12 protein-coding genes and 2 tRNA genes are annotated in these 15,111 nt (G+C 47.1%); all 14 read right to left on the bottom strand.

What is annotated here, in order from left to right; genetic code table 11:
- Window positions 1-33 precede the first annotated feature (33 nt).
- Window positions 34-726 (bottom strand): ABC transporter ATP-binding protein, encoded by a 693-nt coding sequence (locus AC3B6P_RS06020; RefSeq protein ID WP_489805193.1) that lies wholly within the window; start codon window positions 724-726, stop codon window positions 34-36.
- Window positions 719-1,966 carry a lipoprotein-releasing ABC transporter permease subunit gene (locus AC3B6P_RS06015; RefSeq protein WP_489805192.1) on the bottom strand — a complete coding sequence of 416 codons (1,248 nt, stop codon included), beginning with the start codon at window positions 1,964-1,966 and terminating at the stop codon, window positions 719-721. The genes AC3B6P_RS06020 and AC3B6P_RS06015 overlap by 8 nt, the downstream gene beginning before the upstream one ends.
- Window positions 1,967-3,283 carry a proline--tRNA ligase gene (gene proS / locus AC3B6P_RS06010; RefSeq protein WP_489805191.1) on the bottom strand — a complete coding sequence of 439 codons (1,317 nt, stop codon included), beginning with the start codon at window positions 3,281-3,283 and terminating at the stop codon, window positions 1,967-1,969.
- Window positions 3,284-3,295: 12 nt separating this feature from the next.
- The gene (locus tag AC3B6P_RS06005) at window positions 3,296-4,951 is read right to left on the bottom strand and encodes a ribonuclease J (protein WP_489805553.1); all 1,656 of its coding nucleotides are present in this window, start codon (window positions 4,949-4,951) and stop codon (window positions 3,296-3,298) included.
- 43 nt (window positions 4,952-4,994) lie between these two features.
- Window positions 4,995-5,822, bottom strand: a complete 828-nt coding sequence (locus tag AC3B6P_RS06000) for a type III pantothenate kinase (RefSeq protein ID WP_489805190.1) — start codon at window positions 5,820-5,822, stop codon at window positions 4,995-4,997.
- A 10-nt stretch (window positions 5,823-5,832) separates the two neighbouring features.
- Window positions 5,833-6,576, bottom strand: a complete 744-nt coding sequence (locus AC3B6P_RS05995) for a biotin--[acetyl-CoA-carboxylase] ligase (RefSeq protein ID WP_489805189.1) — start codon at window positions 6,574-6,576, stop codon at window positions 5,833-5,835.
- A 29-nt stretch (window positions 6,577-6,605) separates the two neighbouring features.
- A tRNA-Val gene (locus tag AC3B6P_RS05990) sits at window positions 6,606-6,680 on the bottom strand.
- 94 nt (window positions 6,681-6,774) lie between these two features.
- Complete coding sequence (locus AC3B6P_RS05985; RefSeq protein WP_489805188.1) at window positions 6,775-7,062, bottom strand: HU family DNA-binding protein; 288 nt, start codon at window positions 7,060-7,062, stop codon at window positions 6,775-6,777.
- A gap of 138 nt (window positions 7,063-7,200) precedes the next feature.
- Window positions 7,201-9,747, bottom strand: coding sequence for an endopeptidase La (gene lon, locus AC3B6P_RS05980; RefSeq protein ID WP_489805187.1), 2,547 nt, complete (start codon window positions 9,745-9,747; stop codon window positions 7,201-7,203).
- A 74-nt stretch (window positions 9,748-9,821) separates the two neighbouring features.
- Window positions 9,822-11,090: an ATP-dependent Clp protease ATP-binding subunit ClpX gene (clpX, locus tag AC3B6P_RS05975; protein ID WP_489805186.1), complete on the bottom strand. Its 1,269-nt coding sequence runs from the start codon at window positions 11,088-11,090 to the stop codon at window positions 9,822-9,824.
- Window positions 11,091-11,171: 81 nt separating this feature from the next.
- Window positions 11,172-11,819 carry an ATP-dependent Clp protease proteolytic subunit gene (locus AC3B6P_RS05970; protein ID WP_489805185.1) on the bottom strand — a complete coding sequence of 216 codons (648 nt, stop codon included), beginning with the start codon at window positions 11,817-11,819 and terminating at the stop codon, window positions 11,172-11,174.
- A gap of 155 nt (window positions 11,820-11,974) precedes the next feature.
- Window positions 11,975-13,303, bottom strand: a complete 1,329-nt coding sequence (gene tig, locus AC3B6P_RS05965) for a trigger factor (RefSeq protein ID WP_489805184.1) — start codon at window positions 13,301-13,303, stop codon at window positions 11,975-11,977.
- Window positions 13,304-13,360: 57 nt separating this feature from the next.
- Window positions 13,361-13,445: transfer RNA gene (locus AC3B6P_RS05960), tRNA-Leu, on the bottom strand.
- Window positions 13,446-13,588: 143 nt separating this feature from the next.
- Window positions 13,589-15,073, bottom strand: coding sequence for an NAD(P)H-hydrate dehydratase (locus AC3B6P_RS05955; RefSeq protein ID WP_489805183.1), 1,485 nt, complete (start codon window positions 15,071-15,073; stop codon window positions 13,589-13,591).
- Window positions 15,074-15,111 lie beyond the last annotated feature (38 nt).

Below are 15,111 nucleotides of genomic sequence, written 5' to 3'. Positions count from 1 at the left end.
TATGTCCGTCTCCTTGGTCTTGGTTAAAAGACTCTAAGTTCCTTTTGAGACTACCTTACCACCTTTTAAAGTTATTGTGCGATCCATTAGCGCTGCTAAAGCTTCATTATGTGTTGCTATCAAGGCTGCAACACCATCTTCTCGCACAGCGTGCAATAACTCTTTAAAAACAAGGTCAGCTGTATGTGTATCAAGATTTCCTGTTGGTTCATCTGCCAATAACAGCGAAGGACGATTCGCCAGAGCACGAGCAATCGCTGTACGCTGCTTTTCGCCTCCTGACATATGGCCTGGTAGTGATTCAAGACGATGCTCTAGAGCAAAACGCGTTAAAAGATCTACCGCCCTCTCACGTGCTTTCTTACGGGATATACCTGCCGTCATAAGAGGAAGCATTACATTTTCACAGGCTGTAAATTCACCAAGTAAATGATGAAACTGATAAACAAATCCAATTTCATCGCGCCGCATTACTGTGCGCCCTCTATCGCCTAAGCTATGTGTCGAAGCCCCCTCAATAATCACTTCGCCAGAATCAGGTGCCTCCAGCAGACCAGCTAAATGAAGCAGGGTCGATTTTCCTGTCCCACTGGGTGCAACAAGTGCAACAATTTCCCCTTTTTTCAAAGAAAAATCAGCACCAGACAGCACCTCGATCGTCTCTTCACCTGACGTAAAACGCCTTACGATTTTTTTTAATTCAAGAACTATATTTGTCTCATTCATGACGTAACGCTTCCACGGGGTCAGTCTTGGCCGCACGCCATGAAGGATATAACGTCGCCAATAAGGAAAGAAGAAGCGAAAGCACCAGAACCTCTATCACCTGGGACCAGATCAGATGTGCTGGCAAACGTGAAAGAAAATAAACTTCTGGGTTAAAAAGATTCGTTCCCGTCAGAGACTCAAGAACATGTCTGATACGCTCAATATTCAGCGAAAATGATATACCTAAAACAGCACCAAGAGTCGTCCCCAAAATCCCGACTGAAGCACCACACATTAGAAAAATACGCATAATCGCCCCACGGCTGACACCGAAAGTCCGAAGGACTGCAATATCACTCGTCTTGTCTTTTACCATCATGATCAGTGAGGATATGACATTAAAAGCTGCAACCAGAATAATGAGGGTCAGGATCAGGAACATGACATTCTGCTCAACATTCACAGCATCCAGAAACCCATTTGCGCTTTGTGTCCAGTCCATTACACGCAATCGAGGGTCATCAAGCCTGTCAGCTATCAGATGCGTTACATGCTGAACATGCAACGGGTCATCTGTATTGACCTGAATGACTGAAACACTCCCTTCCATCAACAGGAATTTCTGTGAGGCAGCAAGCGGCATGATGATGACATTACTATTATAATCATTCCAGTTTGCATCAAAAATTGCAGCAATTTTTACGGTTCTTACACGTGGCATTGTACCAAAAGGAGTTGCCTGTCCATTAGGTGACAAAATTGTAAGTGTAGAACCAACATGCACGCCTGCACGTTCAGCCATCGTAATCCCTATAGCGACGGACTCATCATTATCAAAATGATCAAAACTTCCTTCAACGATGCCACTGCTCAAAGCCGTCCATGACTTCAGATCAGAAGGAGCAACACCCTGTAATTCTGCCCCTGTGGAATAATGGGGCGCCTCTACGAGCACAGTTCCCTGTGTCATGGGAAGGGCTTGCCTGATACCAGGAATCTGACGGATCAGGATTACATCATCTTTGTAGTTTTTAATGGTCTGACCATAGCCATAAATACCAAGATCACCATGCAGACCCAGAATCCGCCCCATTAAATCAGCTTTAAAGCCATTCATCACCGCCATAACGATGATGAGCGTGGCAACGCCAAGAGCTATCCCGATTAAAGAAAAAAAAGCGATAATCGACGCAAAGCGTTCCCCCTTACGGGCACGGAGGTAACGCAAAGCAACAAGACGCTCAAAGCGGCCAAACATTCAGCGAAGTCCGATTTTCGTCACAGCCTCTTCAAAAGGCAATTCCAAACGCTCACTAGTCGCACGATTTTTCAGCTCAATGGTACGGGTCTTTGCCCCACGCGGGCCAATAATAGCCTGCCAGGGATGCCCCATCAGATCAGCATCATTAAATTTCACCCCTGCTCTCTCTGAACGATCATCATAAAGGATTGCATCAGGATTCAGGGCATAAAACTCTTCACAAAGCTGGTCACAAGCCTCATCCCCTGGACGGAGGTTGAGCAAGGCAGCCCGGTAAGGGGCCACTTCTTCCGGCCATATAATCCCCGCCTCGTCATGAGACGCTTCAATAATTGCCCCGACAAGACGAGACACGCCAATCCCGTAAGACCCCATATGAGGATTGAAAGGAGCACCATCTGGCCCACTAACTTCTATCCCCATGGATTCAGTATATTTCTTGCCAAAATAGAAAATATGCCCGACTTCGATGCCGCGACCTTCGCGTTTCTTTTCTGAGGAAAGGCCTGCCCATGCAGCCTCATCATGCTTTTCATCAGTAGCAGAATAGGTACTAGCAACAATCTCTTTCAGCTTCTTAAGATCTTCATCTTTTCTGGGATCAAGAGATGAAGCACCCCAATCAAATGAATCCCAGTCACTATCATAAAAGACGCCGCTTTCACCTGTTGGCGCGAGAACAAGGAACTCATGACTAAGATCACCACCAATCGGTCCTGTGTCAGCCGCCATGGGCACAGCCTGCACCCCCAAACGCCGAAAAATACGCAGATAGGAAAGCATGATGCGATAATAGCTTTTTTCAGCGTCTTCATAAGTCGCATCGAAGGAGTAACCATCCTTCATATAAAATTCACGACCACGCATTACTCCAAAACGTGGACGAATTTCATCGCGGAACTTCCACTGGATCTGATAGAGCATTTTTGGAAGCTCTTTATAAGACTTAACCGTGCTTCCAAAAAGATCTGTAATCATTTCCTCATTGGTCGGTCCGTAAAGCATTTCACGCTTATGACGGTCCTGAATTCGTAGCATTTCGGGGCCATAAGCATCATAACGACCAGAACGCTTCCATAAATCCGCCGATTGCAGAGTCGGCATCAATATTTCTTCAGCTCCAATCGCATTCTGTTCCTCACGAACAATCTGAGAAATATGACGCAGAACACGCAGCCCAGCAGGGAGCCAGGCATAAATACCTGCTGAGGTTTGACGGACAAGCCCAGCCCGTAACATTAAACGATGCGAAGCAATCTGTGCCTCAGCAGGGACTTCTTTAAGAGTCGGTTGGTAAGCCTGACTTAAACGCATGAAGGTCTATCCTTAAACACGCAAGAGATGAACATCAACGAGAGGACGCTTTTGCAATTTCCGCCCAAGAGCATGGCGTAATGCTGTACAGGCAGCCTCATGGAAAGCATGGTCGTCCTGACGCAATTCGTCTGGAATTTCGTCAATCGCCTGGGCAAAATCATTTTTAATACGCTCTGATACAGGATCCTGGTCATCCAATAGACCTGGTGCACTGATACGCGGCTCACCAATGACATATCCTTCATCATCGACGGCAAAACTGGCCAGAACCATACCATTGAAAAGCATACGGCGTCTTGCTGCCAGGACATCGCCTGACAAAGGCAGGAGCCGCCCTGCATCAACAGCCCAACGCCCTGTTGGCGCTGTATCAAGCACTTCGACCTTATCAGGGCCTAGATGAAGGATATCGCCATCTTCCAGAAGCACAACTTCTGAACCTGCCTCATGAGCGAGAGCGGCATGCGCCGTCATATGACGCCACTCTCCATGAGTTGGCACACTATATTTCGGCTTTACAAGACTATAGAGATAACGGATATCCTCACTGGTCGCATGACCGGATGTATGAACAAAAGCCTCTCTGTCAGTGATAACATTCACGCCTCGGCGCGTGAGATTATCCTGCACATTCATGACAGCCTGCTCATTCCCAGGAATGACGCGTGAGCTATAGATAACCGTATCACCTTCTCCAAAAGCAATGGTCTGATGAACGTCAGCAGCAATACGAGAGAGCGCAGAACGTGGCTCTCCCTGACTTCCTGTCACGATCATCAACAGATTATCATCAGGAATATCTTCAACATCCTGCTCTGTCAGAAAATAGGGAACATCAGCCAGATAACCACATTCACGCGCAGAAATTTCAAGATTTTTCAGAGAGCGTCCGACAATCATCACCTGGCGTCCTGCTGCCTGGGCTGCAAGGGCAATGCTCTCAATACGTGCCACATTACTGGCAAAACAGGTTACAGCGACGCGCCCTTTTAAACTGGCAATCAGCTCAAAAAGACTTTTCCTGACTGCTGATTCTGATTCAGAAGGCCCTTCTTTCAGAGCATTCGTACTATCACCAATCAGTGCCAGAACACCTTTTTTCCCCAACTCCTTGAAAGCTTCAAAATCAGTTAAAGGACCGACGAGCGGATCTGGGTCAATTTTCCAGTCACCCGTATGCAGAACCGTACCGAAAGGCGAATGAATCGCCAGTGACTGCGCTTCTACAATAGAATGTGTGACAGGAATAAATTGCAGGTCAAAAGGCCCGACTTTAAAGTGGGATCCTGGACGCACTATGTGAATCGTCACACGGTTGCTTAATCTTGCCTCTCCCAGCTTACGACGCAGCACTGATGCCGCAAAAGGGGTCGCATATACAGGGCAGCGCAAGCGTGGCCAGAGATAGGCAACCGCCCCTAAATGATCCTCATGGGCATGGGTAATTACCAAACCACATAATTTATCAGCTCTTTCTTCGATATAACCAGGATCGGCAACGAGGATATCAGCCTCAGGTGTATCATTCCCTGAAAAACCAATACCACAATCAACTGCCAGCCAACTTTCTTCACCATTCTGACGTAAACGATAAAGATTGAAATTCATACCGATTTCGCCAGTCCCCCCCAAAGGGAGGAAGGCAAAGCCGTCCTTTTCTTCCATGTTGTTATTCATTGTTACTCTTTCATAACGCCAAAAAAACTTTTTACTCACTATTCGGAATTTGTTTTTCTTCCGGAGAATTCTTTAAATTTTCATCTTTGTTCTGATCAGCCAGAATACGGAGGCCGTCGAGTGTAAGATCAGGGGCAATAGCGTCGAAACACTCTGTTCCTTCTGCAAAGAGTGATGCCAGACCGCCTGTCGCAATAATTTTTATAGGCCTGTCTTCAGGGTTGTTTATTTCTTTTTTAATATGGCTAAGAATATTTTCGACTAGGCCGATATATCCCCAATAGAGGCCAGATCTCATAGCATTATGAGTGTCACGCCCTATCGCTTCATGTGGGCGGCCAATAGATATTCGCGGCAAACGCGCTGCTGCTTTATGTAGGGCATCCATTGATAAATTAACGCCTGGGGCAATCGCTCCGCCACAATAATTTCCCTCATCATCAACAACATCAAAAGTCGTTGCCGTGCCGAAATCAACCACAACCAAGGGACCACCATAAAGATGATGTGCAGCCAGTCCATTTAGACGGCGGTCGGAACCAAGCTCTTCAGGATTATCAATAAGAACAGCCAGCCCCCATTGAAGCCTGTTATTGGCGATCAATGGTTCACTATAGAGCCAATCCCGACAGAAACGTCGTAAATCATGTAGAATGGCAGGAACAACGGTACTGATGATGACCCTGTCGATCGTCCTTCCATCAATATCACGCTGAGACAGTAACGTCAGAAACCAGACAGCATATTCGTCAGAAGTGCGCCGATTCTCAGTCGATATACGCCAGCGGCCAAGCCATGACTGCCCGTCATGGAGTGCAAAGACCACGTTGGTATTGCCGGCATCAATGACGAGAAGCACGCTTTTTCCTTCACAAACAAAATATATCACCGGTTGCTACTGGGATAATTATTCTCTCATCCTGCCGCAACAATAAACGCCCATATGAATCAATCCCGTCAAATGAGCCGGTCATGACACCCTGTGCATTGGCAATTTTCAGCTTTGTCCCTATCGGATGAGCCCGCTGAAGCCATGCCTTATAAATAACGTCATTTCCCCCTTTTTGCCAATGGCCTAGCCATAGACTCACCTGATCCATCAGCTTTTTAGCAAACATAACGGGATGAGGTGCCACTCCAACTTCAGAAAATGAAGCCGTTTTACGATCAGGTAATTCAGGAGCTGCGTTCAGGTTAACACCCACCCCCACAGAAAGCCACTGACCTAAGTCATTATGTCCTGACTCAATCAATATTCCTGAAATCTTACTGCCATTGAGCAATAGATCATTAGGCCATTTCAACTGGAAGGCACTATTTTCACAGTGCCGCACCTTATCAGAAAATCGCAGGCAGGCCAGACACGAATCGTACAAGGCCAAACCCGTCATAAAAGGCAGGGCGGAGAGAAGAGTCCCTTCTTTATCCCCATAAAGCAAAAAGGTCAGCGCAAGATTGTCCAGCCCCCCTGACCATTTACGGCCACGTGTTCCGCGTCCCGCACTTTGCTCATGAGCGATAATAACAAGACCAGCTTTTTCATTATGAGAAGTTTTTTGACGACAATAATCCAGCGTAGATGTCAGGACGTCATGAATTTCGAAACGCCACATAAACAGGACCAGATCATTGATTTGTCAGATGGTGGGCAATGACGGGATCGAACCGCCGACCATCTCGGTGTAAACGAGACGCTCTACCTCTGAGCTAATTGCCCGCAGCAGGGTATACGCTAAAACGTTCCCCTACGCAACCGGGCTACATAACATTTTCAAAATATTTTCAAACATTTATGTAGCCCATGTTTAAAATTAACGGCTTACAGCCTCTTTCAGACCTTTACCCGGTTTGAAACGGACAGAGGTAGAAGCAGGAATGTCAATTTCCTCACCTGTACGGGGGTTGCGGCCTTTAGCAGCCTTACGGGTAGCCGTCACGAAGCTTCCAAAGCCAACAAGGCGAACTTCCTGGCCACGAGAAAGTGTTTTCTCAATGGTTGCGAAAACGGCATCAAGCACTTCACCGGTTTTTGCTTTTGGCAGGTCAACGGATTCTGCAACTGCGGAAATCAGTTCCTGCTTGTTAAGTGGTTTCTCCATGGTAAGCCTTTCTAGTTTTGGCGTCACTACCCACCCTTTTTATATGAAGGACAGGTCGCGACAATATTAGCACCAACGCACGCACTATGAAGCGCTTTTTTGCTACGTCAACTGGTAGAATCGCATTGACCTACCAACTTAATGCTGAAGCGGCTGAGAAAGCACAGTTTCACCACTCTCTACGGCCTTGTTTAGCAAGGTTTCCGTAATGATTGGCTCCGGTTTTCTCGCTAAAGCAATCTCTAGCACTTCATTCACATGACGCACAGGAAGAATCTTCAATTTCTGACGCACGTTTTCAGGGATATCAGGAAGATCTTTCATATTGGTTTCGGGAATCAGGACAAGCTTTATACCAGCCCTCACTGCTGCCAGAAGCTTCTCTTTCAACCCACCTATTTCCAAGACATTCCCGCGCAATGTTACCTCACCTGTCATCGCAACGTCATGCCTGACGGGAATACGGGCCATCACACTGACAAGCGATGTCACAAGCGCAATTCCTGCTGAAGGTCCATCTTTAGGAACAGCACCTTCAGGAAGATGAATATGAACATCTTTCTCTTCAAGAACTTCCTTACTGATTCCAAAATCATCAGCACGGGAACGGACATATGAAAAAGCTGCTGAAACGCTTTCTTTCATAACATCGCCCAGTTTACCCGTCTGCTTGACCTGCCCCTTTCCAGGAATCAACAGACTTTCAATCGTCAGAATCTCACCACCAACCTGCGTCCATGCAAGACCCGTCACAATTCCGACCTGATCTTCAGAATCGATTTCACCATGGTGAAATCTCGGAATTCCTGCATATTTTTCCAGATTTTGGGCAGTAATTCTGACGCGTTTGGCTTTTGTCGTCAGTAATTCACGGACAATCTTACGTGCAAGGCGCGCAATGAAACGCTCAAGATCACGCACACCAGCTTCACGCGTATAGCGTCGAATCAGCATCAAAAGCGCATCATCACTGACGTCCCACTCTGAAGGCTTGAGATTATGCTCTTCAGACTGTTTTTTAAGAAGATGACGCTTGGCAATCTCAAGCTTTTCCTCTTCTGTATAACCAGAGAGACGGATGACCTCCATACGGTCCAGCAGAGGCTGGGGCATCTCAAGTGTATTTGCCGTTGCAACAAACATTACATCCGAGAGGTCATAATCCACTTCAAGGTAATGGTCCGTGAAGTTCTTATTCTGTTCAGGGTCAAGCACTTCAAGCAGCGCAGCAGATGGGTCCCCACGCCAGTCAGAACCGAGTTTATCAACCTCATCAAGCAGGAAGAGTGGGTTTGAAACACCCACTTTCTTCATATTCTGAAGAATCTTGCCCGGCATAGCTCCGATATAAGTGCGCCTGTGGCCTCTGATCTCAGATTCGTCACGCATACCGCCTAGCGCCATGCGCACATATTTACGGCCAGTGGCATGAGCAATTGAGCGGGCCAGAGATGTTTTACCAACACCAGGAGGCCCAACAAGGCACAAAATAGGACCTTTTAATTTACGTGACCTACTCTGTACTGCCAAATATTCAAGAATCCGTTCTTTGATTTTTTCCAGACCGTAATGGTCATTATCCATTATGGTTTCGGCATTTTCCAGTGAATGTGAAATTTTCGAGCGTTTCTGCCAAGGAAGATCCACAAGCCAGTCAAGATAGTTCCTGACAACAGAACTTTCAGCCGATGACGGACTCATGCTCTTAAGTTTTTTTAGCTCAGATGCGGCTTTTTCACGAGCTTCCTTGGAAAGACGGGTCTGCTTGATCTTTTCTTCAAGTTCTGAAAGCTCATCTACACTTTCTTCCCCATCACCAAGCTCTTTCTGAATCGCCTTGATCTGTTCATTCAGATAGTACTCACGCTGCGTCTTTTCCATCTGCTTTTTGACGCGGCCACGAATACGTTTTTCGACTTCAAGAATATCAATTTCCGCTTCCATAGAAGCAAAAATTTTCTCCAGACGCTCTTCAACTGAAGCCGTCTCAAGCAAAGTCTGCTTTTCAGCAATCTTAAGATTCAAATGGCTGGCAATTGTATCTGCTTTTTGAGAAGGATCCTCAAGCTGGCTGATTGAAGAAAGAATCTCAGGCGCAATTTTCTTGTTAAGAGAGACATAATCCTCAAAACGGGATGTTACAGAGCGCACCAATGCAGCCAGGCCACTCCCCTCACTCCCATAATCATCCTCAATATCCTGCGTTTCAGCGAGGAAATATTCTTTCTGATCATGAAGCTCTGTAATACGGACACGCTTAAGTCCTTCTACCAGCACTTTGACTGTCCCATCAGGAAGCTTCAAAATCTGCAGGATATTAGCGATGGTCCCGACCCGATAAATATCATCACTCTGAGGATCATCCAGAGCGATATCCTTCTGGGTCACCAACAGGATTTCATTATGATCCTTATCAAGTGTTTCCAATGCTTTTACTGATTTATCCCGCCCCACAAAAAGAGGGACAATCATATTAGGAAACACGACAATATTACGGAGTGGGAGCACAGGATAGGTCGCAACCTTCTGAGCTATTCCTCCTTTTTTCTCAACAGAATCTGCTGTTTTACGTGTTGTACGCCTGGGTGCGGCAGACTGTTTTACCTTAGCCTTTTCTCCCTTCACCGCAGTTTTTTCCGCGTTGCTTTTACGCACACGAGTCTTCGACTTTTTCTCTTCACTCATTTACGAGATCTCCAAATTGGACGATCAATCGGGCTTCGCCCCAAAATGGGCGCAAAGCCCAAGATTTATAAAGCTCAGGCTGACTTTTCGACTGTTTTCTGTTCTTCATCAGGCCCGTAGACATAGACAGGAGGCGTCTTCCCTTCTGCCACATCCCGATTAATAACGACTTCTTTTACAGTATCGCGCCCGGGCAAGTCATACATAGTATCGAGCAAGATTTTTTCCAATATCGAGCGCAAACCTCTAGCTCCGGTTTTACGCTCGATCGCACGCGCCGCAATCGCCGAAAGGGCATCACTGGTAAATGAAAGCTCCACATTCTCCATCTGGAACAGACGGGCATATTGTTTCACCAATGCGTTACGCGGCTCACTGAGAATCTGCACCAGCATGGATTCATCAAGGTCCTCAAGCGTCGCCACAACTGGCAACCGTCCAATAAATTCTGGAATCAGACCAAACTTCATCAGATCTTCCGGCTCGATATCGCGTAGCACATCACCAAGACGACGCTCATCTTCCGAACGGACATCAGCCCCAAACCCCATGGCAGACCCTTTGCCTCGTGCCATGATAATTTTATCAAGACCTGCAAAAGCACCACCACAGATGAACAACATATTAGTCGTATCAACCTGCAGGAATTCCTGCTGTGGATGTTTACGTCCCCCCTGCGGTGGAACAGAAGCAACAGTTCCTTCCATCAGTTTCAGAAGCGCCTGCTGAACCCCCTCACCTGAGACATCGCGTGTAATGGAAGGATTCTCAGCCTTACGAGAAATTTTGTCGATTTCATCAATATAGACAATTCCCCTCTGAGCCTTCTCAACATCATAATTTGCAGCCTGAAGCAGTTTGAGAATAATGTTCTCAACATCTTCACCTACATACCCTGCTTCAGTCAGGGTCGTTGCATCAGCCATTGTGAAAGGAACATCTAAAATACGTGCCAGCGTCTGGGCCAGTAACGTCTTCCCGGTCCCCGTAGGGCCAATGAGCAGAATATTGGATTTGCCAATTTCCACATCTGAAGATTTATCGTTAATATCCAACCTTTTATAATGATTATGAACGGCTACCGCTAAAGCTTTTTTAGCTTCTTTCTGGCCAATCACGTAATCATCAAGAACCTTGCATATATCGCGTGGCGTGGGCACGCCTTCTTTCGACTTTACGGGATCACCATTATGCTCTGCCCGGATAATATCGGTGCAAAGTTCAACGCATTCATTACAGATGAAAACCGTTGGTCCTGCGATCAGCTTGTTTACTTCGTGCTGGGATTTGCCACAGAACGAACAATATAAAGTGTTCTTTGAATCGCTTTCGTTTTCGCTCATCACAGTCCCCTTAGGACAGCCCGCCTTCTTGAGAAGCACGGACTGACCATCTCAAATTCATTACCATCTAACTGGTAAAACTTACTCTGCCTTCTCTGCTTTTGCAGAAGGATGGCGACGCACAACCTCATCCACCAGACCAAAGTCACGCGCCTCATCAGCAGACATATAACGATCACGTTCCAAGGCCTGCTCTATTTCTTCGAGAGAGCGGCCTGTGTGCTCCTTATATATTTCGTTAAGTCTTTTACGAATAACAAGGATCTCACGCGCCTGAATTTCAATATCAGAAGCCTGACCCTGCGCCCCACCGGAAGGCTGATGCACCATAACACGCGCATTTGGCAGACAGAAGCGCCGCCCTTTCTCACCCCCAGCGAGTAGTAAAGACCCCATCGAGGCAGCCTGACCGATACAAACTGTGCTTACCGGACAACGTATATATTGCATCGTATCATACATCGCCAGCCCGGCCGAAACGACACCACCGGGGCTATTGATATAAAAGGAAATCTCTTTTGTTGGGTTAACACTTTCTAGATATAGAAGCTGTGCACAGACCAGAGAAGAAACCTGATCATAAACAGTCCCCGTCAGGAAAATAATCCTCTCCTGAAGAAGGCGGGAGAAAATATCAAACGACCGCTCACCACGGGAAGTCTGTTCGACAACCATGGGCACGAGGGTATTATTAAAAATATCAATAGGGTTATGGTCCCCAATGTCCATTTTAGAGTTCCTTTATGCCTCCCCTCATTTAATAGTCGGGGCAGACTTCTGTCCATATAAAATGGTGCAGGAAACATCTTCCGTCAAAGGGGAATCGGTCAAAAAAAAGGAATAAAGGGAGTCTTTTATTCCAAAGACTCCCTTTTAAAGCAGAATTAATCTGCTTCTGGCATATCGGCTAACTCTTCTGGTGTCACTTCCTTGTCCGTCACATCAGAGAGTTCGATAAGATAGTCCACAACCTTATTCTCAAGGATTGGACCCCTCAGATTTTCAACCGCCTGCGGGTTACGAGAGAAGAAGTCATAAACCAGTCTTTCCTGACCGGGGAAACGACGGATCTCCTGCTGCATAGCGCCCATAAGTTCTTCACGGGAGACCTGAATCTCCTGCTTGCGACCAATCTCAGCCAATAACAGGCCAAGCTTAACACGACGCACAGCAATCTTACGATAATCAGCACGCAATGTTTCTTCGTCTTTTGCAGCTTCTTCCTCGTCAAGACGACCAGCTTTACGCTCTTCCTCAATACGAGCCCAGATCTGAGCAAACTCAGCATCCACCAAAGAAGTAGGCGCTTCAAAATCAACTTTATCTGCCAGAAGATCAAGCAAATCACGCTTAATACGCATACGAGAAAGCTGGTTATATTCACCCTCAAGCTGTTCTCTCAAAATCTTGCGAAGTGCGTCAAGATTCTCGAGTCCCAGCCTTTTGGCCAACTCGTCATTAATCTCAGGCATTGTTGCTTTTTTCAGCTCTTTTGCCTTGATTTCGAAAGTTGCTTCTTTGCCAGCAAGCTCACTTGCCTGGTAGTTTTCAGGGAATGTTACCGTAATGGTCCGTTCTTCACCTGGAGCCATGCCTTCCATCTGTTCAGCAAAGCCCGGGATGAATCCTTCGCCACCAATCTCAACATTAACATCCTGCGCTGTGCCACCTTCGAAAGGTTCACCATTGAGCTTGCCAACGAAATCAACACAAAGAACGTCACCCTTCACAGAGGGGCGCTTCTCATCAAGTGCTTCAAAAGTCTGATTGCGCTTCGCAATAGATTCAATGGATTTCTCGATTTCCTCATCAGCAGCCTTGCTGATCAGACGAGTCAGTTTCATGCCGGAAAGATCGGGAACTTCAAAATCAGGAAGAACTTCCATCTCGACTGTAAATTCGAGATCTTCACCCTCTTCACCTTTTTGCACAAGGTTAATATGCGGCTGAATGGCAGGACGGAGATTCTGCTCTTCGAGAAGTTTTGAAACATTATCCTGAACGAGTTTCTCAACAATCTCAGCCTGAACGGACTCGTTATAACGCTGCTTGACGACAGAAACAGGCACTTTACCAGGACGGAAGCCAGGAAGACGAATATCTTTGGCAAGCTCTTTCAAACGGGCGTCTCTACGAGCCTGCAGGTCGGCAGATGGAACAACGACGGTGAAGGCGCGCTTTAATCCTTCATTGAGCGTGGGCGTAACCTGCATGGTCCAGGCGATCCTCTCGGCGAAAGTTGATGAATATTTAAGATGAAAGATCAACCTTGGTACGGGCGGAGGGACTTGAACCCCCACAACTTGCGTCACCAGAACCTAAATCTGGCGTGTCTACCAATTCCACCACGCCCGCATAACCATAGGTCACTAACCTTTCTGATCCGAGCATAACCCGGATCACTTCGTGGTGAAAGCGGCTTTAGCGCATGACGCGCCGTTCGACAAGTCATTACATGCCAGAAAGAGAGAGAATCACCTTTAATTTACATAGTTTTTTCATTTTTCACCCTTCTTCTCCCTTTTTTTAGCAGCTTCAAAACGCGCACGACCTAAAAAAGAGATCACATCTTCGGCTATAATCCAGCCTCCCTGTTCTTCTGCCGCCATAAGACCCGCCTGACCATGAATCCAGACGCCTCCGCAAGCTGCTTCCCATGCCGTCATCCCTGCTGCAAACAAGGCCCCAATGATACCAGTCAACACGTCACCAGTTCCCGCTGTTGCCAGAGCAGTAGTTGCATGTGAATTAATGACAATACGCCCATCGGGGGATGCAATAACCGTATCTTCCCCCTTTAACACCACGACCAGATCAAGCCTCTTTGCTGCTATTTGTGCCTTTTGAAGGCGTGATCCTTCGAGATTCGGAAAAAGACGGGCAAATTCTCCGGCATGTGGCGTGATAATTTTTACATTTTTCAACCGTGCAAGATCACCAGCGGCCCAGCTCAAAGCTCCTGCATCCGCAATAACCTGTTTGCCGCCCTCGACCAGCCTTGGCAGAATATGAGCTGCCTCTTCAGGCAACAGACCTGGACCACAAACCCAGGCCATACGACGCGAATCCTCAAGCGATTCTGTTAGATCATCATCAATAATCAGTCCTGGCTCACCAAGTTTATAAAAAGGTGCATCTTCTGGAGCTACAACAACCCTGACCATACCAGCCCCTGTCCTCCTTGCTGCTCCCGCTGCGAGGCGGACAGCCCCGGGCATCACATGCCCCCCGACAAAACTGACAACACCCCTTTTATATTTATGGTCACCCACTTTCTGGACAGGCAACGTCCATAAAACAGGGTCATTGTGCCAGAAAACTGGTTTAATACGGTGCATTGCCTCTGTTGATATAGCAATATCAACACAGACAACTTCGCCGCAATAAGCAGCACCTGGCAGAAGAAAATGACCAGGACGCGGCCGAACAAAACAGACACTCATGCAGCATGGTGCCACTTTCCCCAGGAGAGTACCCCCAAGTCCCTCAATACCCGTAGGCAAGTCAATAGCGATGATTTTTGGCGCAGCCGCCAGGAAATCCTCAACTTCAGGAGAAAGTTCCCGATTCATGCCCGCCCCGAACAGCGCATCAACGACGATATCGAAGCGCTCTGCTTCTTCAGGAACAAAGGGGACCACTGGCCCCTTCCAGAGAGAGAGAATTTTCCGAGCCAAAAGCGATGATGGTGGATTTTTCAAGAGCGTAATGGCAACAGGCCAACCGTGATTTTGCAGAAAATGGGCCAGAACAAGCCCATCCCCACCGTTATTCCCAGGGCCACAAGCCACTAATATCTTGCAGGGAGAGAATTTTTTCCTGATCGTACGCCCTACCATCTCACCCGCATTCATCATAAGCCTCTCAACATCAGAAGGGATCGTTTGATCCATGATTTTTGTTTCTTCAGGAGAGAGTAGAGCGCATGGATGAAGCAACTTCTCTACTGGAAGTTCTGACAGAGGCGATAGAGAATGAGACATAAAACAATATTCCCTCTATAGTGAGACGAAATCACTTT

It is taken from the genome of Aristophania sp. ESL1142 (assembly GCF_058107345.1).
This window is presented reverse-complemented; position numbering and strand designations above follow the sequence as displayed.

What these genes read in the sequence shown, in the direction of transcription:
- AC3B6P_RS06020 (WP_489805193.1), bottom strand. Translation starts at nt 726, where the DNA reads ATGAATGAGACAAATATAGTTCTTGAATTAAAAAAAATCGTAAGGCGT.
- AC3B6P_RS06015 (WP_489805192.1), bottom strand. Translation starts at nt 1,966, where the DNA reads ATGTTTGGCCGCTTTGAGCGTCTTGTTGCTTTGCGTTACCTCCGTGCC.
- proS (WP_489805191.1), bottom strand. Translation starts at nt 3,283, where the DNA reads ATGCGTTTAAGTCAGGCTTACCAACCGACTCTTAAAGAAGTCCCTGCT.
- AC3B6P_RS06005 (WP_489805553.1), bottom strand. Translation starts at nt 4,951, where the DNA reads ATGGAAGAAAAGGACGGCTTTGCCTTCCTCCCTTTGGGGGGGACTGGC.
- AC3B6P_RS05995 (WP_489805189.1), bottom strand. Translation starts at nt 6,576, where the DNA reads ATGTGGCGTTTCGAAATTCATGACGTCCTGACATCTACGCTGGATTAT.
- AC3B6P_RS05985 (WP_489805188.1), bottom strand. Translation starts at nt 7,062, where the DNA reads ATGGAGAAACCACTTAACAAGCAGGAACTGATTTCCGCAGTTGCAGAA.
- lon (WP_489805187.1), bottom strand. Translation starts at nt 9,747, where the DNA reads ATGAGTGAAGAGAAAAAGTCGAAGACTCGTGTGCGTAAAAGCAACGCG.
- clpX (WP_489805186.1), bottom strand. Translation starts at nt 11,090, where the DNA reads ATGAGCGAAAACGAAAGCGATTCAAAGAACACTTTATATTGTTCGTTC.
- AC3B6P_RS05970 (WP_489805185.1), bottom strand. Translation starts at nt 11,819, where the DNA reads ATGGACATTGGGGACCATAACCCTATTGATATTTTTAATAATACCCTC.
- tig (WP_489805184.1), bottom strand. Translation starts at nt 13,303, where the DNA reads ATGCAGGTTACGCCCACGCTCAATGAAGGATTAAAGCGCGCCTTCACC.
- AC3B6P_RS05955 (WP_489805183.1), bottom strand. Translation starts at nt 15,073, where the DNA reads ATGTCTCATTCTCTATCGCCTCTGTCAGAACTTCCAGTAGAGAAGTTG.